The following is a 20,698-nucleotide window of genomic DNA, read 5'->3' as shown; positions in this document are numbered from 1 at the left end:
GGCTTCGCAGAGCGCGACAGGGCGCTGGAGAGCTTCGATGAACGGTGATGTGTTGTTGGGCGGTCTGGATCGCTGCGAGACCCTCGTGGATCTCCTCCGGCTGCGCGCGGAGGCCCAGGGCGACGCCCTCGCCTTTCGGTTCCTGACCACCGGAGACGTGGACGGCGGCTCCGAGGAGTGGACGTTTCGCGATCTCCACCTCCGCGCGATGGGCATCGCCGCGTCGCTGCAGGCGGCGGGGGCCGCCGCGGACCGCGCGCTGCTCCTCTACGCGCCCGGGCTCGACTTCATCGCGGCGTTCATGGGCTGCGTCTACGCCGGCGTCGTCGCCGTCCCGACGTACCCGCCGAACCCGGCGCAGCTGGATCGCACCCTGCCGCGCCTCCGCGCGATCGCCCGCGACGCCGGCGCGAGGTTCGTGCTCACGACCGGGCTGATCGCCTCCCTCTCGGAGGCCCTCCGGGCGCAGGCGCCCGAGCTCTCGGAGCTCCGCTGGATCGCGACGGACGCGCTCGAGCCCGGGGCGGCCTCGGCGTGGCGCGCGCCGGACATCTCCGGGGAGACGCTCGCGTTCCTCCAGTACACGTCGGGCTCCACCGGGCACCCCAAGGGGGTGATGGTGAGCCACGCGAACGTGATCGCCAACGAGCGCGCCATCCGCGCCGGCTTCGAGCACGACGCGGGCTCGTCGGGCGTGGGGTGGCTGCCGCTCTTCCACGACATGGGGCTCATCGGGAACGTGCTGCAGCCGATCTTCGTCGGCTTTCCGTGCACGCACATGTCGCCGCTCGCGTTCCTGGAGAGACCGCTCCGGTGGCTCAAGGCGATCTCCCATTTCCGCGCCACGACGAGCGGCGGGCCGAACTTCGCGTACGACCTCTGCGCGCGCAAGGCGACCCGCGAGGATCTGGCGGCGCTCGACCTCCGCTCGTGGACGGTGGCGTTCAACGGCGCGGAGCCGATCCGCGCCGAGACGCTCGACCGGTTCGCGGCGGTGTTCGCGCCCTGCGGCTTCCGCCGGGAGGCGTTCTACCCGTGCTACGGGCTCGCAGAGGCGACGCTGTTCGCCTCCGGGGCCTCCGCGACGCGCCGCCCACCGGCGTGAGCGTCGACGCCGGCGCGCTCGCGCGAGGGGTCTCGCTCCCGGTGGAGCCGGCCGCCGCGGGGGCGCGGCGGCTCGTGTCGTCCGGGGCACCCCGGGCGCGCATCGCCGTCGTGTCGCCGGAGCGCGGAGAGCGGGTCGCGGACGGGCAGATCGGCGAGATCTGGATCGCCGGCCCGAGCGTCGCCGGGGGGTACTGGGGCCGCGCCGAGGAGACAGCGCGCGCGTTCGGCGCGCGCCTCCAGGGCGACGGCGAGGCGTCGTACCTGCGGACGGGGGATCTCGGCTTCCTCTCGGGAGGCGAGCTGTTCGTCACCGGGCGCATCAAGGACCTCATCGTCATCCGGGGGCGAAACCTGTACCCCGACGACATCGAGCGGACGGTGGAGGCCGCGCACCCGCGCGTTCGCCCGGGCTGCTGCGCGGCGTTCTCGATCGAGGTCGGCGGTGAAGAGCGGCTCGGCGTCGCGGCCGAGCTCGACGGCCGCGGCGGCGACCCGCCGCCGGACGTCGTGGAGGCGCTGCGATCGGCGGTCGCCAGGGAGCACGACGTGCAGCCGCACGCGGTGCTGCTGCTCCGCCCGCGGACCCTGCCGAAGACGTCGAGCGGCAAGGTCCAGCGGCACGCGTGCGCCCAGGGCTTCCGCGAGGGGACGCTCGAGACGCTCGCGGTGTCCGTGGCGCAGGAGGCGCCGGCGCCCGCGGGGGCCGAGGGCGCGCGCGCGGCGGCCGATCCGGCGCGGGTGCTGCGCCTCGCGCTGCGCGCGGTGCCCGCCCCGGGGCGGGTGGGCCTGCTCGTCGAGGTGGTGCGCGAGGAGCTCGCCCGGCTCGCGCGGGTGGACCTCGGGAGCGTCACCCCGACCTCGAAGCTGATGGCGCTGGGGCTCGACTCGCTCGCGAGCGTCGAGCTCCAGGCGCGCTTCGAGGAGCTGCTCGGCGCCGCGGTGCCGCCGCAGCTGCTCTGGCAGGCGACGACGGTCGAGGAGCTCTCGGCGGCGCTCTCGGCGGCGGTCGACGCGCCGGCCGCCGGGCCGGCCCCCGCGCCCGCCGCGGCGGACGGCGAGCCGGCGGAGCTCTCGTCGCACCAGCTCCGCCTGTGGTTCTTCTGCCGGTTCGCTCCGGAGAGCCCGCTCTACCACGTGGTGTTCGGCGCGCGGATCGTCGGGGCGCTCGACGAGGCGCGGCTCGAGGAGAGCCTCGCGGCCGTCGTCCGCCGGCACCCGGCGCTGCGCACGGTGTTCCGCGAGATCGCCGGGGAGCCCCGGCAGATCGTGCTGCCGGAGGTGGCGGTGCCCCTCGCGCGCGCGCGGGTTGTCGACGACGCCGCGCGCGCGGAGGAGCGCGAGGAGCGCCTGCGCGAGCTCGCCGCGGCGTGGGGCCAGGCGCCGTTCTCGCTCGAGGAGGGGCCGCTCCTCCGGGTGTGCCTGGTCTCGCTCGGCGAGCGCCACCACGTGCTCCTCTTCGCGCAGCACCACCTCGTGACCGACGGCCGGTCGATCGAGGTGCTCGTCCGCGATCTCGCCGCGAGCTACGCCGCGCGCGGCGCCGGCCGCGCGGACGCGCCGCCGCACGCGTACGGGTACGCCGACTACGCGCGCGCGCAGCGGGCCGCGCTCGCGCGGATGGACGCGGCGCGGGCCTACTGGAAGGCGAAGCTCGAGGGGCTGCCGCGGCTCGAGCTGGGCGCCGAGCGCCGGCGAGCTGCGGCGTCGCCGTTCGCGGGCGGGACGGTCCGCTTCGCGCTCTCGGCGCCGCACGTCGAGGCGGCGCTCGCCGTCGCCCGGGCGGAGAACGCGACGCTCTTCGTCGCGCTGGCCTCCGTCTACGCGGCGCTGCTCCACCGCACGACCGGGCAGGAGGACCTCGGGATCGGCGTCGTCGTCGCCAACCGGAGCCGCCCCGAGCACCAGGGGGTCGTCGGCTTCTTCGCGAACACGGTCGTCCTGCGCGTGGATCTCGGCGGGAGGCCGACGTACCGCGAGCTCGTCCGCCGCGTGCGCCGGACGATGGCCGAGGCGATGGAGCACGCCGAGCTGCCGTTCGACGAGGTCGCGCGCGCCGCGGCCCCGGCAGCGGGGCGGGACGGGGAGCGGGACGCGCTGATCCAGGCGAGCTTCGTCCTGGAGAGCGCCTCGGAGCCGCCGGCGGAGGTCGAGGGGGCGCTGTGGCGGCCCGTGCTCTGGGCCCCCGACGGGGCCGTGGAGGGCACGGCGAAGTTCGATCTGGGGCTGAGCGTTGCGCGCCTCCACGGCGAGCTCGCCGCCGCGCTGGAGTTCCGCGCGGACCGCTTCGCGCGCGACGAGATCGAGCGCATGACGGGCCACCTCGGCGAGCTCCTTCGCTCGGCCGGGGCGGAGCCGGATCGCCCGATCGACGAGCTCCGGCTGCTCCCGCCCGAGGAGGAGCGCTACCTGCTCGCGGGCTGCAACGACACCGCGGCGGCCTTCCCGCGGGACGCCTGCTTCCACGATCTCTTCAGGGAGCAGGCCTCCCGGACGCCGGAGCGGATCGCCGTCGCGTGCGGCGAGCAGCGGCTCTCGTACGCGGAGCTCGACAGCACCACCGACCGCGTGGCGCGGGCGCTCTCGGCGCGCGGCGTCGGGCCCGATCGCCTTGTCGCCCTGCTGACGCGGCGCGACCTCGACTTCATGCTGCTCGCGCTCGGCGCCTTCAAGGCCGCGGGCGCGTACGTGCCGCTCGATCCCGCGCACCCGGCGCGGCGCAACGCCGACATCCTCGCGCGCGCGGGCGGCCCTCCCCTCCTCGTGGGTGCCGCGATCCCGGGCGCGCTGCTGGACGAGATCGCCGCGGCGGGCGCCGGGGCGCTCGAGGTGCTCCCGGCCGGCGCGCTGCTCGCCGACGCCGCGGCGGAGCGCGGGGCGCTTCCGGCCGCGCGCGCGGAGCACCTCGCCTACGTCATCTTCACGTCCGGATCGACCGGCGCACCCAAGGGCGCGATGGTCGAGCACCGGGGGATGCTCAACCACCTCTTCGCGAAGGTGCGCTCCCTCGGCATCGGGCCCGAGGACGTCGTCGCGCAGACCGCGCCGATCACCTTCGACATCTCGGTGTGGCAGCTGCTCTCCCCGCTGCTCGCCGGCGGGACGTGCCGCCTCGTGCCGGACGAGATCGCGACGGATCCCGTGCGGCTGCTCGACGCCGTGGGGGAGCTCGGCATCACCGTCCTGGAGATCGTGCCGTCGCTCCTGCGCGGGGCGCTCGACGAGCTCGAGGCGCGCCCGGCGTGGCGGCCGCGCCTCGACGGCCTGCGGTGGCTCGTGCTCACCGGCGAGGCGCTCCCCCCCGATCTCGCGCGCAGGTGGCTCGCGCTCTACCCGCGGATCCCGCTGATGAACGCCTACGGCCCGACGGAGTGCTCGGACGACGTGGCCCAGCACGTCATCACCGAGCCCCCTGCGGAGGACGCGGCGTACGTGCCGATCGGCAGCGCGATCCAGAACACGCAGCTCTACGTGCTGGATCGACGGCGGCAGCCCGTGCCGCTCGGCGTCGCCGGCGAGCTGTACGTGGGCGGCGACGGGGTCGGCCGGGGGTACCTCCTCGACCCGGAGCGCACGGATGCGGCGTTCCTTCCGGATCCGTTCTCCACCGCGGCGGGGGCGCGCCTCTACCGGACGGGCGATCTGGTGCGCCGGCTGCCCGGCGGCGAGCTCGTGTTCCTGGGGCGCATCGACCACCAGATCAAGCTCCGCGGCTTCCGCATCGAGCTCGGCGAGATCGAGGCGGTCATCGCGCGGTGCGCCGGGATCCGCGATGTCGTCGTGGTCGCGCGCGAGGACGCGCCGGGGGAGCCGCGGCTCGTCGCCTACGTGGTCCCCGAGGCGCCGTCCTTCGAGCCGGGCGCCCTCAAGGACCAGCTCTCGTCGCGCCTGCCGGGCTACATGATCCCGGCCGCGATCGTCGCGCTCGACGCCCTCCCGCTGAGCGCGAACGGCAAGGTGGACCGCAAAGCGCTGCCCGCGCCCACGTGGAACGCCCCGGGCGAGCTCGCGGCGCAGACGGCGCCGCGCACCGGCCTGGAACAGGCGATCGGCGAGGTGTGGCGCGCCGTCCTCGGCCTCGATCGGGTCGGCGTCCACGACGACTTCTTCGCGATGGGCGGGCACTCCCTCTCGGCCACGCGCGCGGCGGCCCGCCTGCGCGACGTGCTCGGCGTCGACGTCGGCGTCCGGTCGCTCTTCGAGGCGCCGACCATCGCCCGGCTCGCCGCGCACATCGAGCGGTCGACCCGCGGGGAGGCGCGCCGGGCGCAGGCGCCCCTCGCGCCGGCGCCGCGCGTCGGCGAGGAGGCGCCGCTGTCCTTCGCGCAGCAGCGGCTGTGGTTTTTGGATCAGCTCGATCCCGAGAGCGCCACGTACAACGTGCCCGCGGCGCTCCGCCTGCGCGGCGCGCTCGACCTCACGGCGCTCGCGCGCGCGATCGCCGAGGTCGTGCGGCGGCACGAGGTGCTGCGCGCGACGATCCACGCGGTCGACGGCCGCCCTGTCCAGCGCTTCCAGGGCGCGGGCCGGACGCCCGACGCGTGGCCCCTCCCCCTCGTCGACCTCTCCGAGGTCCCCGCGGGCGATCGGGAGATGACTTTACAAAGCGACGCGTCGCGGGAGGCCGCGAACCCGTTCGACATGGAGAAGGGGCCGCTCCTGCGCGCGACGCTCTTCCGGCTCGCGGGCGACGAGCACGTGCTGGTCGTCACGCTCCACCACATCGCCTCGGACGGGTGGTCGCTCGGCGTGCTCGCGCACGAGCTCACGGCGGCTTACACGGCGTTCGCGAGAGACGCGGCGCCGGCGCTCCGCCCGCTGCCGGTCCAGTACGCCGACTACGCCGCGTGGCAGCGGCAGGAGCTCACCCCGGAGGTGCTGGCGGCAGAGCGGGAGATCTGGCGTCGGAGGCTCGACGGCGCGCCGCCGCTCGACCTCCCCACGGACCGCCCCCGCCCCGCGGCGCGCTCGTCGCGCGGGCGCACGCACCGGTTCGCGCTGCCGCAGGACCTCGCCGCCGCGCTCCGGCGCCGGAGCCAGGAGCTCGGGGCCACGCTGTTCATGACGCTCCTCGCCGCCTTCGAGGCGCTGCTCCACCGGTACAGCGGCCAGCAGGACTTCTGCGTCGGCACGCCGGTGGCCGGCCGCGGGCGGACCGAGCTCGAGCCGCTCATCGGGCTGTTCGTCAACACCCTTGTCCTGCGCGCGCGGCTCGACGGGGACCCGACCTTCGCGGAGCTCGTCGGCCGCGTGAAGGCGGACGCGCTCGAGGCGTACGCCCATCAGGATCTGCCGTTCGAGGCCGTCGTCGACGCGCTCGCCGTGGAGCGTGATCTCAGCCGGAACCCGCTGTTCCAGGTGATGTTCGCGCTCCAGAACGTGCCCCCGCCCGCGCTCGCGCTGCCGGGCGTCGAGGCGTCGCCGATCCCGCTCGACGTGGAGCGGGCGCGGTTCGATCTCACGCTCTTCCTCACCGAGTCGGGCGACGCGATCGAGGGCGCGCTCGAGTTCGATCTCGATCTGTTCGACCCCGAGACCGCCGCGCGGCTCGCGGGGCACTACGAGACGATCCTCCGCGCCGTGGCCTCGGACGCGGGGGCGCGGGTCGCCGAGCTCCCGCTGCTCACGGCGAGCGAGCGGCGGGAGCTCCTCATCGCGTGGAACGCGACGAGCGCGCCGACGCCGCCCGCCGCGTGCCTGCACGAGCTCTTCGACGCGCAGGCAGAGCGGTCGCGCGGGGCCGTGGCCGTGGCGTCCGAGGCCGGCGAGCTCACGTACCACGAGCTCCGCCGCCGCGCCGACGCGCTCGCCTTGCGGCTGCGCGCGCTCGGCGTGCGGCCGGAGACGCGCGTGGGCCTGTGCGTGCGGCGGACGCTCGACATGGTCGTGGCCCTCTGGGCCATCTTCAAGGCCGGCGGCGTCCACGTGCCGCTCGACCCGGGCTACCCGCGGCAGCGGCTGCAGGTGATCCTGGAGGACGCGGCGGCGCACCTGCTCGTGACCGAGAGCGCGCTGTCGGGGCTCGTGCCAGCAGGATCGGCCGAGGTGCTCCTGCTCGACGAGATCGTCGCGGGCGCCGACGACGCAGCGGACGCGCAGGGCGGGCCGCGCGACGCGCTGCCGGCGGGGCGGCCGGACCAGGCGGCATACCTCATCTACACCTCCGGCTCGACGGGCCGGCCCAAGGCCGTCGTGATCGAGCACCGCCAGGCCGTCGCGCTCGCGTGGTGGGCCAGGCGGACGTTCTCGGACCAGGAGCTCGCGGGCGTGCTCGCGTCCACGTCCACCTGCTTCGATCTCTCGGTCTTCGAGCTCGTCGTCCCGCTCTGCTGGGGCGGCAAGATCGTCCTCGCCGACGACGCGCTCGCGCTGCCCGCGCACCGGCGCCGCGACGAGGTCACGCTCGTCAACACGGTGCCCTCCGCCGCGGCGGCGCTCCTCGCGGTGTCGGGCATCCCCGGGTCGGTGCGGACCGTGTGCCTCGCCGGCGAGCCGCTCCGCGCCTCGCTCGCGCGCGACGTGCTCGCGCTGCCGCACGTCGAGCGGCTCCTCAACCTCTACGGCCCCAGCGAGACCACGACGTACTCGACAGGCGCGACAGTGACCGCCGCGGCGCGCCCGACGATCGGAAGGCCCATCGACCACACCCAGGTCTACGTGCTCGACGCGCGGCTGCAGCCGGTGCCCGTCGGCGTCGCCGGGGAGCTCTACATCGCCGGCGCGGGCGTCGCGCGCGGCTACCTGGGGCGCGACGAGCTGACGGCCGAGCGGTTCGTCCCCTGCCCGCTCGAGGAGGCCCGCGGCGCGCGGATGTACCGCACCGGCGACCGCGCGCGCTGGCTCGCGAGCGGTGAGCTCGAGTACCTCGGGCGGCTCGATCATCAGGTGAAGATCCGCGGCTTCCGCGTCGAGCCGGCGGAGACCGAGGCCGCGCTCGCGGCGCACCCGGACGTGCGCGAGGCGCTCGTGCTCGCGCGGGACGACGGCCCCTCGGGCCGCTGGCTCGTCGCCTACCTCCTCGTCCGGCGGCCGGTGGACGCGCAGGCGCTGCGGGCGCTCGTCGCCGAGCGGCTGCCGGAGCCGTTCGTCCCGTCCGCCTTCGTCGAGCTCGACGCGTGGCCGCTCAACGCCAACGGCAAGGTGGACAGGAAGGCGCTCCCGGCGCCCAGTCGACCGGAGATCGCCCCGGAGATCGCGCCGGACATCGCGGGCGAGGCGCGGCGCGCGCCGGCGACGCCGACCGAGCAGGCCCTCGCGGGCGTCTGGGGCGAGGTGCTCGGCCGCGGCGCCATCGGGACGACCGACGACTTCTTCGCGCTCGGAGGGCACTCCCTCCTCGCGGTCCAGGTGATCGCGCGCGCGCGGCGGCTGTTCGGCGTCGATCTGCCGCTGCGCGCCGCGTTCGACGCGCCGACGATCGCGGCCCTCGCCGAGCGCATCGATCGGGCGAGGCTGGACGGGCGCCGCGGCGCGCCCGAGCCGCTCCGCTCGGCGCCCCGCGGCGGCGACGCGCCGCTGTCCCACGCCCAGCAGCGCCTCTGGTTCATCGAGGCGCTCCAGCCGGGCACGGCGGTCTACAACATGCCGATCGGGGTGCTGCTCCGCGGGCCGCTCAACCGCGTCGCCCTGGAGCGGAGCCTCGATCGGCTGGTCGCTCGCCACGAGGCGCTGCGCACCCGGATCGAGGCGCGCGACGGCCAGCCGTTCCAGGTCGTGCTCCCCGAGGCGCGCCTCGAGCTGCGGCTCGTCGACCTGTCCGCCGTCCCCCGGCACGAGCGGGACCGGGCAGCGCAGCGCGCCGCGGAGGAGGAGGCGCGGCGGCCGTTCGACCTCGCCTCGGGCCTGCCGATCCGCGCGGCGCTGATCCGCCTCTCCGACGAGGCGCACGTGCTGCTCGTCACGGCGCACCACATCGCCTGCGACGGTGGCTCGATCCCTGTCCTGTTCCGCGACCTGTCCGCCTTCTACGAGGCCGCGCGGGCTGGCCACGCGCCGGATCTGCCGCCCCTCCAGGTGCAGTACGCCGACGTCGCGATCTGGCAGCGCGCCCAGGCCGACGCGTGGCGGGGGCAGCTCGAGTACTGGAAGCGGCAGCTGTCCGATCTGGAGCCGCTCGAGCTCCCCACCGACAGGCCGCGCGGCAGCGCCCTCTCCCACCGCGGCGACACCGTCCCGGTGAGCCTGCCCGCGCCGCTCGTCGAGGCCCTCCGCGCGCTCGGCAGGCGCGAGGGCGCGACGATGTTCATGGTGCTCCTCGCCGGCTTCGTCGCCCTCCTGCACCGCTACACGGGCCGCGCCGGCGTGGCCGTCGGCTCGCCGGTCAGCGGCCGCACGCAGGTCGAGATGGAGCCGCTCGTCGGCTTCTTCGTGAACCTGCTCGTCCTGCGCGTCCGCGTCGACGACGACCCCACGTTCGTCGAGCTCGTGCGGCGGGTCCGGCAGGCGACGCTCGAGGCCCAGGAGCACCAGGACGTCCCGTTCGAGCAGGTCGTGGACGCCCTTCAGGTCAAGCGCGACCTCGGCCGCACCCCGCTCTTCCAGGCGGCCTTCGCGTTCCAGGGCGCGCCGGAGCGCCCGCGGAGGCTCGGCGACCTCGATGCCTCGCCGTTCGAGGTCGACACGGCGACAGCGAAGTTCGACCTCCTGCTCGCGCTGGAGGAGGACGACAAGGCCGTCTCCGGCGGCATCGAGTTCAGCGCCGATCTGTTCGACAGGGCCACGATCGAGCGCTGGCGGGGCCACCTCGAGGCGCTGCTCGCGGCGAGCGCCGCGCAGCCCGAGCTGCGCGTCGGCGACCTGCCGCTGCTCGGGCGCGACGAGCGCGACCTCGTGGTGCACGCGTTCAGCGGGGGCCGATCGGCGCAGCCCGCCCCGGAGGCCGCGTGCGCGCACCGCCTGTTCGAGGCGCAGGCCAGGGAGGCGCCCGGGCGGGCCGCGCTCCTCTTCGAGGGGGCGACGGTCAGCTACGGCGAGCTCGACCGCCGGGCCAACCAGCTCGCGCACCACCTCCGCGCCCGCGGCGTGCGGCGCGGCGCGCTGGTCGGCGTGTGCCTGCCGCGCTCGCCCAACATGATCGTCGCGCTCCTCGCGGTGCTCAAGGCCGGCGGCGCGTACGTGCCGCTCGACCCGACGTACCCGCGCGATCGGCTCGCCTTCATGATCGAGGACGCGCGCCCCGCGCTGCTCATCGCCCAGCCGGAGCTCCTCGCCGCGCTGCCCGCGGCGCTGCCGCCTGTCGTGCGGCTCGGGGAGAGCGAGCCCGCCTTCCCGCACGAGCGGGCCGACGCCCCCGACGCCGGGTCGCTCCCCGAGGACCTCGCGTACGTCATCTACACCTCCGGCTCGACAGGGCGCCCGAAGGGCGTGCTCATCGAGCACCGCTCGCTCTCCGCGTTCGCCGTGGCGCAGCGCAAGCTGCTCGGCGTCGAGCCGGGGACCCGCGTCCTCCAGTTCACCCGGCTGAGCTTCGACGTCTCCGTGATGGAGATCTTCGTGCCGCTCTCCGCGGGCGGCGTCGTGTGCCTCGCGCGCGCCGAGGCGCTGATGCCCGGGCCGGGGCTCGTCGACCTCCTGCGCGAGCAGCGGATCCAGGTGGCGTCGCTGACCCCCTCGGCGCTCATGGCGGTCGGCTTCGACACGCTCCCGGACCTGCGCGTGCTGTGCGTTGCCGGCGAGGTGTGCCCCGCGGAGCTGCCGCGGCGGTGGGCGCGCGGCCGGCGGTTCGTCAACGGATACGGCCCCACCGAGGCGACGGTGCTCGCGACCGCGGCCGAGTACGCGCCCGACGTCGCGCGGCCAACGATCGGCCGCCCGCTGCCGACCACGCAGACGTACGTGCTCGACCCGCGGGGCCAGCCGGCGCCCGTCGGCATCCCCGGCGAGCTCCACATCGGCGGGATCGGCCTCGCGCGGGGCTACCTGAACCGCGACGACCTCACCGCAGCGCGCTTCGTGCGCGCGGCGTTCCCCGAGGCGCAGGGGGCGCGGCTCTACCGCACGGGCGATCTCGTGCGGTGGCTGCCGAGCGGCGAGATCGACTTCCTCGGCCGGCTCGACGAGCAGGTCAAGATCCGGGGCTTCCGGATCGAGCTCGGCGAGATCGAGGCGGTGCTCGCGTCGCACCCCGACGTGACCGAGGCGGCGGTGGTCACGCGGGAGCACGCCCCGGGCGACGTGCGGCTCGCGGCCTTCTTCATCCCGCGCGGCGGGCGCGCCGCGGCGAGCGACGCGCTGCGCGGGTACCTGTCCGATCGGCTGCCCGACTACATGGTCCCGCCGGTCATCGCGCCGGTCGAGCGGTGGCCGCAGACCCCGAGCGGCAAGATCGATCGCCGGGCCCTCGCCGCGTCCGTCCCCGCGGCGCTCGCGGCGCTCGCGGGCGGAGCGCGCGTCCCGCCGAGGACCGGGCTCGAGCTGGAGCTCTGCGCGCTGTTCGAGGAGCTCCTCGGCGAGGGCGGCGTCGGCGTGACCGACGACTTCTTCTCGCTCGGCGGGCACTCGCTGCTCGCGGTGCGGCTCATGGCCGAGATCCGCGGGCGCTTCGGCCGCGATCTGCCGCTCACCAGCCTGTTCCGCGCGCCGACCGTGGAGGGCCTCGCGGCGCTCCTGCGCGAGGATCGGGGAGCGCCGCGGGGCCGCGCCTCCGTCGTGGTCCCGCTCCACGAAGGGGGCGCCCGCGCGCCGCTCTTCTTCGTCCACCCCATCGGCGGCAACGTCCTCTGCTACGCGGATCTCGCGCGCGAGCTCGGGCGGGATCGGCCCTTCTACGGCATCCAGGCGTTCGGGCTGGAGACCCCCCCGCGGCCGCTCGCCAGCGTCGGCGAGATGGCCGAGGCGTACTGCGAGGAGCTCCGCCGCGTCCAGCCCGAGGGGCCGTACCTGCTCGGCGGCTGGTCGATGGGCGGCGTGGTGGCGTTCGAGATGGCGCGCGTCCTCGAGCGCGGCGGGCGCAGCGTGGCCGCCGTCGTCCTCGTGGACGCGTACCTCCCCCCGTTCGACGAGCCCGGCGACGACCTCCCGCCGATCGCTCAGTTCGCCGCGGATCTCGCGCGGATCGCGGGCGCGCCGGCCGCCGCGGCGCTCGCCGGGCCGGACGGCGGCGCGGCCGACGCCGCGTGGCTGCTAGCACGCGCGCAGGAGCTCGGCGCGCTGCCCCGCGGGACGACGCTCGGCGAGCTGGAGGCGCTGCTCGACGCGTTCCAGCGGAACGCGGCGCTGCTCGCGCGCTACGCCCCCGGCGAGGTCTCGGCCCGGGTCGAGCTCTTCCGCGCCGAGGCCTCACCGCGCAGGGATCCGCGGCCCGCGTGGGCGAAGTGGGCCCCCGGCCTGCGGAGCCACGTCGCGACCGGCGACCACTACACGCTGCTCCGCAGACCGCACGTCGGCGCGCTCGCCGAGCGCATCCGGGCCGCGCTGCTCGAGGCGGACCCCGGCGCCCCGCGCGAAGGCGCCGGAGCCGCGCGGCCGCCGGGGTGATCGGCGCTCGCGCCGCCGCGCTTCGCCGCCCTGCCGCGCTCGTTGCCAGGCAAGGGCCTTTGACTGACTCGTCTCGAATCCATCAACCGAATCCAAGAGGATCATCATGCCCAACATCGCAGTGCTCACCAACGACCTTCAGTACGAGTTCATCGACAAGATGCCGGGAGGTCGCGAGCTCCTCTCCAGGGTGGCGCCGCAGTTCAACATGTTCCTCGGCGCCATCCGCGCCCTGGGGCACGTCGTCGTCCACCTCCAGCTCATCAATGATCCGGCCGATCCCCAGATCCAGCGCCGCTTCCGCGGGAAGGAGATCCCGGCGATCAAGGGCACGCCCAACGCCGAGCTGATCAAGGACTTCGTCCATCCGTCCGACATCGTGATGGTCAAGCACCGCGACAGCGGGTTCTACGAGACGCCGCTCGACGACAAGCTGAAGGAGCTCGGCGTCAAGACGATCCTCGTCACGGGCATCCAGACCCAGATCTGCGTGCAGACCACGGCGGCGGACGGCTTCTTCCGCGGGTACAAGGTGTGGGTCCCCGAGGATGGCGTGTTCTCCCTCAAGGAGGAGGACAAGAAGCGCTCCCTCGAGTGGATGGCGTCGTACTGCGCGGCGATCGCCCCCGGCGCGGAGATCATCAAGCGCCTGCGCCAGAGCGACGACCTGCCGAGCCGGGAAGAGCTGCTCGGCTGACACGGCACGACGAGGCCGCGGACCCGGGCGGCCTCGTCTCTTTCTCGACCCTCACCGCAGCTCTGCGGTGCCAACGCTGGAGCCTCACATGACGAAAGAACACGCGAAAGAGAACGAAGAGGTCGTCCTCGACCACGGGACGGGCGCCCGCCTGAGCCGGGAGCTCGTCGAGCGGATCGCCGCGACGCTCGGCGACACGTACATCGGCGCGATGGAGGACAGCGCGATCCTGGAGGTGCCCACCGGCCGGATCGCCGTCACCACGGACTCGTTCGTGGTCACGCCGCTGTTCTTCGGCAACGGCGATATCGGCAAGGTCGCCGTCTGCGGCACCGTCAACGATCTCGCGGTCAGCGGCGCGAGGCCCCTCTACCTGACCCTGGGCCTCATCATCGAGACGGGCTTCCCGATCCCCTTGCTCGTCCGAGCCCTCGAGTCGGCGCGCGACGCGGCCAGGGAGGCCGGGGTGAAGATCGTCGCCGGCGACACCAAGGTCGTCGGCAAGGGCGAGGCAGACCGGCTCTTCATGAACACGACCGGCGTGGGCGTCTTCGAGCGCCCGCCGCTCGTGAGCCGCGCAGTGCGGCCGGGGCACAAGATCATCGTGAGCGGGTATCTCGGCAACCACTCGATCCACCTGCTCTCCGTGCGCGAGGGGCTCGGCTTCGAGAAGCGGGTGCAGAGCGACTGCGCGCCGCTCAACGGGCTCATCGACGCGGTCCTCAAGGGCGTGCCCCAGGGCGCCGTGGCGGCCATCCGCGACGTGACGCGCGGCGGCCTGTGCGCCGTCCTCCACGAGTTCGCCCGCGCGTCGGGCGCCGAGCTCTCCTTCGCGCGCGCGGCGCTGCCCGTGCTGCCGGAGGCCGTCATGGCCGCCGACATGCTCGGCATCAACCTCATCCACCTCGCCAACGAGGGGTGCCTCTGCCTGTTCGTCGAGGCGGACAAGGCGGGTGACGTGCTCGGGATCCTCCGCGCGCACCCCTACGGCCGCAACGCGGCGGTCATCGGGGAGGTCAAGGCCGCGACGGAGCCCGTCGTGTCCATGACCGAGCCCGATGGGACTCAAACCCTGCTCGAGGAGCTTTATGGAGCCGAACTCCCCCGACTCTGCTGACGCGCGGCCGGTGATCGTGACCCGCCGATTCCGGGTCTCGGGCATCGTCCAGGGCGTCGGCTTCCGGCCCTTCGTGCACCGGCTCGCCCGCGCCGTCGGGGCGCGCGGCTGGGTCCTCAACGACTCCCGCGGCGTGCTGCTCGAGCTGCAGGCCGGCGACGAGGCGATCCAGGCGTTCCTGCGCGCGCTCGTCGAGTCGCCGCCGCCGCTCGCCCGGATCACGGGCGTCCGCGAGGAGGCGCTCGCCGAGCCCGCCCCTCGATACGACGACTTCCAGATCCGCGGCAGCGTGGATCTGCGCAGCACCGACACGCTCATCCCGCCCGACTCGGACGTCTGCGCCGAGTGCCTGCGGGAGCTCAGGGACCCTTCGAACCGCCGCCACCGCTACCCGTTCATCAACTGCACGCATTGCGGGCCGCGCTACTCGATCATCTGCGACATGCCGTACGACCGGCCGCAGACCACGATGAAGAGCTTCCCGATGTGCCCCGCCTGCGCGGGCGAATACGAGGACATCGAGGATCGGCGCTACCACGCTCAGCCGAACGCGTGCCCCGTATGCGGCCCCCGGCTCACGCTCACCGATCGGCTCGGCGCGCCGATCGAAGCGGACGATCCGGTGCGCTTCGCCATCGAGCGGCTCCGCGAGGGTGCGCTCTTCGCTGTGAAGAGCCTCGGCGGCTTCCACCTCGTCGCGGACGCGCGCAACGAGGCGGCGGTGCGGGAGCTGCGCCGGCGCAAGCGCCGCGACGCCAAGCCGTTCGCGATCATGGTGGCCGACGCCGAGGCGGCGAGCCGCCATGTCTCGCTCAGCGACCCGGAGCGGGCGCTGCTCGAGAGCCGGCAGCGCCCCATCGTGCTCCTGCGCAGGCGGCCAGGCGCCCTGTCCGAGGCGATCGCGCCGAGGAACCCGAGCTTCGGCGTCATGCTGCCCTCGACGCCGCTGCACTACCTCCTGCTCGAGGACCCTGCGCTCGACGTCCTCGTCATGACGAGCGGGAACCTCTCCGGACACCCCATCGCGTTCGACAACGACACGGCGCTCTCGCAGCTGCGCGACATCGCGGATTACTTCGTCCTGCACGACCGCGATATCCGCACCCGCGTCGACGACTCCGTCGTCCGGCTCACGGAGGCGGAGGGGCTCGACGCGCCGCTCGTCTCGTTCATCCGCCGCTCGCGCGGCTATGCGCCGTATCCGATCCACCTCCCGCAGGACGTCGGCGCGGTCGTCGCCCTCGGCGGCGAGCTGAAGACCACCGTGGCCGTCGGCAAGGACAACCAGGTCTTCATCAGCCAGCACATCGGCGATCTCAAGAACGACGCGACGTTCGGCGCCCACATCGACTGTTCGTCGCACGTCCAGCGGCTCCTGTCCGTGCAGACGGACACGGTCGCTTGCGATATGCACCCGGCGTTCCGCTCCACGCGGGCGGCGAAGCGCCAGGCCGGCGCGGAGGTCGCGACGGTGCAGCACCACCACGCCCACATGGCCGCTTGCATGGCCGAGAACGGCCTGAACGAGCGGGTGATCGGCGTCATCTTCGACGGCTCCGGCTACGGCCTCGACGACACCATCTGGGGCGGCGAGTTCCTGGTCGGCGACTACCGTGAATTCGTGCGCGCCGGCAACGTCCGGCCGATGTACCTCCTCGGCGGCGACAAGGCGGTCAAGGAGCCCATCCGCGTCGCGATCTCGCTGCTCGTGGAGACGTTCGGGGACGAGCTCGGCGGGATCCGCGTCCCGGCGTTCATGGATATCGCGGAGGAGCGCCGCGACGTCTTCGTGAAGATGGCGCAGCGGAGGCTGAACGCGACGGCCACGACGAGCATGGGCCGGCTGTTCGACGGCGTGTCCTCGCTCCTCCGCATCTGCCACGAGGTCGAGTACGAGGCGCAGGCCGCCATCGAGATGGAGGCGCTGCTCGACAGGGACTTCGGGACGGCGCCGCCGCTCCAGTACGGGATAGACGAGCGGGACGGCCGCCTCGTGGTCGATTACCGGCCTCTCGTCCGGGATCTCCTGCGCGCCCTCGACGAGCCGGACGCCACGCCCGCGCACCTCAGCCGCCGGTTCCACTCGACGATCGTGGACGTGATCGCCGCGATGTGCCTGCGCCTGGCCGATAAGTTCGACGTGCGCCGGGTGGTCATGAGCGGCGGAGTCTTCATGAACGAGTTCGTCCTGATCAACGCGCTCCGACGCCTGAAGAGCGAGGGGCTCACCCCGTATTGCCACCGGCTGGTCCCGCCGAACGACGGCGGGATATCGCTCGGCCAGATCCTTGTCGCGGCCGCCCGCGGCCCGTCGGCGCGAGGGGAGCGCCCCACCACCACCGAGCATCCATGAAGCTCCTCGCGTTCGTCGCCGGCTACTCCCGGCGGATCCTCGTCCTCGCGATCCTCGCGGGGGCGCTCTGCGGCGCCTGCAACACGGCGCTCCTCGTGCTGATCAACGAGGCGCTGCAGCGCAAGCGCGGCGCGGTGATGTGGAGCTTCGCCGCGGTGTGCCTGCTGCTCCCGTTCGCCCGCTACCACTCGGAGATCCTGCTCACGCGCCTCAGCCAGGGGGCGCTCTTCGATCTCCGGGTGAAGATCTGCCGGAAGATCCTCGGCGCGCCCCTCCGCCAGATCGAGGAGATCGGCCCGTCACGGGCGCTGACCGCGCTCACGGACGACGTCCCCGTGATCACCACGGCGCTGATGCAGATCCCCATCGTCTGCATCAACCTGGTCATCGTGGTCGGAGGCCTGCTCTACATGGGGTGGATGTCTCCTGTCATGCTGGCCTCGGTGCTGGCGCTCATCGTCCTTGGCATCGTCGGGTATCAGCTCCCGATGAGCCGGGCGACACGGCACTTCCGCCGCGCGCGCGAGGCGACCGAGGAGCTGATGAAGACCTTCCGCGCGCTCACGCGCGGCGTGAAGGAGCTGAAGCTCCACGCGCGGCGCCGCGAGGCGTTCCTCGCGACGTCGCTCGAGGGGGAGGCCGGCGTCGTCCAGGCGAGCAACCTGCGCGGCATGGTCGCGCTCACCGCCGCGAACGGGTGGGGACAGGGGATGGTGTTCACCATCATCGGCGTGACGCTCTTCGTCGTGCCGCTCTTCCAGGAGGCGAGCTCCGAGGCGTCGATAGGCTACGCCCTCGTCCTGCTCTACCTGATGACGCCCATGCAGGTCCTCATCGGCGCGCTCCCGGCCCTGAGCCGCGCGGGCATCGCCGTGCAGAAGGTCGAGGACCTCGGCGCGAGCCTCCGGGTCGAGGCGAGCGGGGCAGAGGCAGGGGCCCCGCTCCCCGAGAGGTGGAAACGGCTGGAGCTCGCCGGGGTCACGCACGCCTACAGGTCCGAGGGAAAGGACGACACCTTCACGCTGGGCCCCATCCACCTGAGCGTGCGGCGCGGCGAGCTGATCTTCCTCGTCGGAGGCAACGGCAGCGGCAAGACGACCCTCGCGAAGCTGATCGCGGGCCTTTACGCGCCCGAGTCGGGCCAGATCCGGCTCGACGGCGAGGCGATCACCGATCGGAACCGGCAGGCGTACCGTGAGCTCTTCTCGGTGGTGTTCTTCGACTTCCACCTGTTCGAGAGCTTGATCGGGCTCGACTCTCCCGAGCTCACCCAGCGCGCGCGGGGTTACCTCTCTCGCCTCCAGCTCGACCACAAGGTCTCTGTCGAGGGCGGCGTGCTCTCCACGACGTCGCTGTCGCAGGGGCAGAGAAAGCGCCTCGCGCTGCTCACGGCCTACCTGGAAGACCGGCCGGTCTACCTGTTCGACGAGTGGGCGGCGGACCAGGATCCGGTGTTCAAGGACGTCTTCTACCGCCAGATCCTCCCGGAGCTCAGGGCCAGCGGCAAGACGATCCTCGTCATCAGCCACGACGACAAGTACTTCGGGCTGGCGGATCGCGTCCTCAAGATGGACTTCGGCCAGCTCGTGGGCGACGCCCAGGTTACCGTGAGATCGGACGAGACATACGCCAGCGCCTGAGTTAGAAACCGGCGCGTTCGTCGTCCGACGGCGAGCCGACGGGAGGTGTCATGGAACCGCTGGTGCTGTATCTTGGTACGAAGACGTATTCGACCTGGTCGCTCCGCGCCTGGCTCGCGCTGAGGCACACCGGCGCTCCGTTCACGGAGGAGGTCATCGCCCTCTACCAGCCGGGGTCGCGCGAGGCGCTCCTCCGGCGCTCCCCCTCGGGGCGCGTGCCGGCGCTGCGGCACGGCGACCTTGTCCTCTGGGACTCCCTCGCGATCTGCGAGTATGTCGCCGAGCTCTTCCCCGAGGCGCGGCTCTGGCCGGGCGATCGTGCGGCGCGCGCGCTCGCCCGGTCGGTGTCGAGCGAGATGCACTCCGGGTTCACGGCGCTCCGCAACGCGATGTCCATGGATCTACGCCGGGAGATCGCCCCGATCGCGCGCGACGCCGCGGTGGATGCGGACATCGACCGTGTGACGTCGATCTGGACCGAGTGCCGGCGGGCCCATGGCCAGAAGGGGGAGTACCTCTTCGGGCATTTCACGATCGCCGACGCCATGTTCGCGCCGGTGGTCACGCGCTTCCGCACGTACGCCGTCCCGCTCGCGGGCGCCGCGGCAGCGTACGCCGAGACGATGTGGCGGCACCCTGGCCTCGCGGAGTGGGTCGCGGCTGCACAGACGGAGTCGCTGGCCGGCTAGTTCCGCCCGCCAGAGGTCCGGCCAGGGATCCGGAGGGAGATTTCAACGCAAAGTCGCAAAGACGCAAAGTCGCAAAAAAGAGAAGATTATTTGTATTTTTGCGTCTTTGCGACCTTGGCGCCTTTGCGTCAAATCTCTCTTCCTTTGCGAGACAGATCCCTGGCGGGATTTGTGGCACGCGGAACTAGGTGTCTGTCCCCGGCCTAGTCGGGTTGCACCAACTTCCCGCAGTAGAGCTAGAGGCCGCAGCCTGCCGGCGCGGCGCGCCTCCGTCAGGCCCTGTCACGCCGTCGCTTCGTACCAGAGCACGACGTTCCCGTTGCTGAAGCTGCGCGTCTTCTTCAGCCGGAGGTCCGCCCTCTCCTTGACCCCCTCGAACAGCGTCCTTCCGCTGCCGAGGACGAGCGCGTTCACCACGATCTGATACTCGTCGACCAGACGCGCGTCGGTCAGCTGGGAGACGATGCTGCCGCTCCCCATCACGACCATGTCCGGCCCGGGCTCCGCCTTCAGCTTGCGCACCTCTGCCGCGAGATCGCCCTTGATGAGCCGCGTGTTGTTCCACGACGCGCTGTCGAGAGATCTCGAGAAGACGACCTTCGGCAGGCTGTTCATCCGCTCGGCGACGGCGGGGGCCGCCTCGAGCGCCGCGCGGGTGGGCCAGAAGCTCGCCATGAGCTCGTAGGTGACCCGCCCGAACACGAGCTCTCCTCCGCCGCGCGCGTTCTCCGCGGTGAACGCGCGCCACTCCGCGTCCGCTTTGTGTGCCCAGCTCATGTCGCCGTGGCCGTCCGAGAAATAACCGTCCAGCGAGATCTGGTTGAAGACGGTGAGCTTGCGCATGCTGTTCCTCCTGCTGTCCGCGTCTGCTTTAGTCCTATTCTAGGACCATTTGGTCCTCTTTCGCAAGTGATGCGCAAGTGCTGTAGGATGTGGCCGTCATGACCGGTCTGAGAAGCTACGGGGATCCCTGCGGCATCGCGCGAGCGCTCGATCTCGTCGGCGAGCGGTGGGCGCTCCTCATCGTGCGTGAGCTCCTGCTCGGTCCGAAGCGGTTCACGGACCTCCGCGACGGCCTGGCCGGCGCGAGCCCCAACGTGCTGTCGCAGCGGCTCCGCGAGCTCGAGGGCGGCGGCGTCGTGCGGCGGCACAAGGTCGGCGCGCCGACCTACGAGCTCACGGACTGGGGCCGCGAGCTCCATCCGCTGCTCGTGCAGCTCGGCCGCTGGGGCGCGCGATCGCCCGTCCGGCCCGCGGGCGCCCTGAGCGTCGATGCGCTGATGATCGCGCTCGAGGCGACGTTCGTCGCGGGCGAGGCCGCCGATCTCCGCGCGACCTTCGAGCTACGGCTCGGCGAAGAGCGGTTCTCGATCGAGGTCGATCGCGCGACCATCACCATCGCGCGGGGCGCTCCGCGCACGCCGGACGCCGTGATCGCGACCGACCCCGCCACGTTGCGGGCGGTCGTCTTCGGGGATCAGAAGCTCGCGGACGCGCCGGTCGAGCTCCAGGGCGACAGGCGCATCGCTCGAACGTTCTTCCGCCTCTTCGCTCGGCCGCGATCGACTCCTGGCAGCACGCCCGCTGGCAGCACGCCCGCTGGATGACGGGCCGGCCCGACGA

At 73.2% G+C, this 20,698-nt stretch carries 9 protein-coding genes; 8 read left to right on the top strand and 1 reads right to left on the bottom strand.

Going from position 1 to position 20,698, the window contains the following annotated elements; genetic code table 11:
- Positions 1-37: 37 nt before the first annotated feature.
- The 7 genes from WMF29_RS12860 (at position 38) to WMF29_RS12830 (ending at position 19,075) form a co-directional block, all read left to right on the top strand.
- Positions 38-1,105, top strand: coding sequence for an AMP-binding protein (locus WMF29_RS12860; protein WP_437329115.1), 1,068 nt, complete (start codon positions 38-40; stop codon positions 1,103-1,105).
- The gene (locus WMF29_RS12855) at positions 1,102-12,579 is read left to right on the top strand and encodes an amino acid adenylation domain-containing protein (RefSeq protein WP_437329114.1); all 11,478 of its coding nucleotides are present in this window, start codon (positions 1,102-1,104) and stop codon (positions 12,577-12,579) included. The genes WMF29_RS12860 and WMF29_RS12855 overlap by 4 nt, the downstream gene beginning before the upstream one ends.
- Before the next feature lie 106 nt (positions 12,580-12,685).
- Positions 12,686-13,276 carry a cysteine hydrolase family protein gene (locus tag WMF29_RS12850; protein WP_437329113.1) on the top strand — a complete coding sequence of 197 codons (591 nt, stop codon included), beginning with the start codon at positions 12,686-12,688 and terminating at the stop codon, positions 13,274-13,276.
- An 88-nt stretch (positions 13,277-13,364) separates the two neighbouring features.
- Positions 13,365-14,393, top strand: coding sequence for a hydrogenase expression/formation protein HypE (hypE, locus tag WMF29_RS12845; RefSeq protein WP_437329112.1), 1,029 nt, complete (start codon positions 13,365-13,367; stop codon positions 14,391-14,393).
- Positions 14,365-16,746: a carbamoyltransferase HypF gene (gene hypF, locus WMF29_RS12840; RefSeq protein ID WP_437329111.1), complete on the top strand. Its 2,382-nt coding sequence runs from the start codon at positions 14,365-14,367 to the stop codon at positions 16,744-16,746. Before hypE ends, hypF begins: the two co-directional genes overlap by 29 nt.
- Complete coding sequence (locus tag WMF29_RS12835; protein WP_437329110.1) at positions 16,743-18,386, top strand: cyclic peptide export ABC transporter; 1,644 nt, start codon at positions 16,743-16,745, stop codon at positions 18,384-18,386. Before hypF ends, WMF29_RS12835 begins: the two co-directional genes overlap by 4 nt.
- Positions 18,387-18,436: 50 nt before the next feature.
- Positions 18,437-19,075: a glutathione S-transferase family protein gene (locus WMF29_RS12830; protein ID WP_437329109.1), complete on the top strand. Its 639-nt coding sequence runs from the start codon at positions 18,437-18,439 to the stop codon at positions 19,073-19,075.
- A 282-nt stretch (positions 19,076-19,357) separates the two neighbouring features.
- Here the strand turns inward: WMF29_RS12830 and WMF29_RS12825 are convergent, their stop codons facing one another.
- Positions 19,358-19,918 carry a dihydrofolate reductase family protein gene (locus tag WMF29_RS12825; RefSeq protein WP_437329108.1) on the bottom strand — a complete coding sequence of 187 codons (561 nt, stop codon included), beginning with the start codon at positions 19,916-19,918 and terminating at the stop codon, positions 19,358-19,360.
- Between the two features lie 98 nt (positions 19,919-20,016).
- Here WMF29_RS12825 and WMF29_RS12820 point away from each other — a divergent pair, with 98 nt between their 5' ends.
- Entirely contained in the window at positions 20,017-20,682 is a 666-nt protein-coding gene (locus WMF29_RS12820) for a winged helix-turn-helix transcriptional regulator (RefSeq protein WP_437329107.1), read from the top strand.
- The last annotated feature ends 16 nt before the right edge of the window (positions 20,683-20,698 follow it).

The sequence above is a fragment of the Sorangium sp. So ce381 genome, assembly GCF_051473845.1.
In the GTDB taxonomy this organism is placed as follows: Bacteria; Myxococcota_A; Polyangia; order Polyangiales; family Polyangiaceae; genus Sorangium; species Sorangium atrum.
Note: the sequence above shows the minus strand (reverse complement) of the source record. Positions and strands in the feature narration are given on the sequence as shown.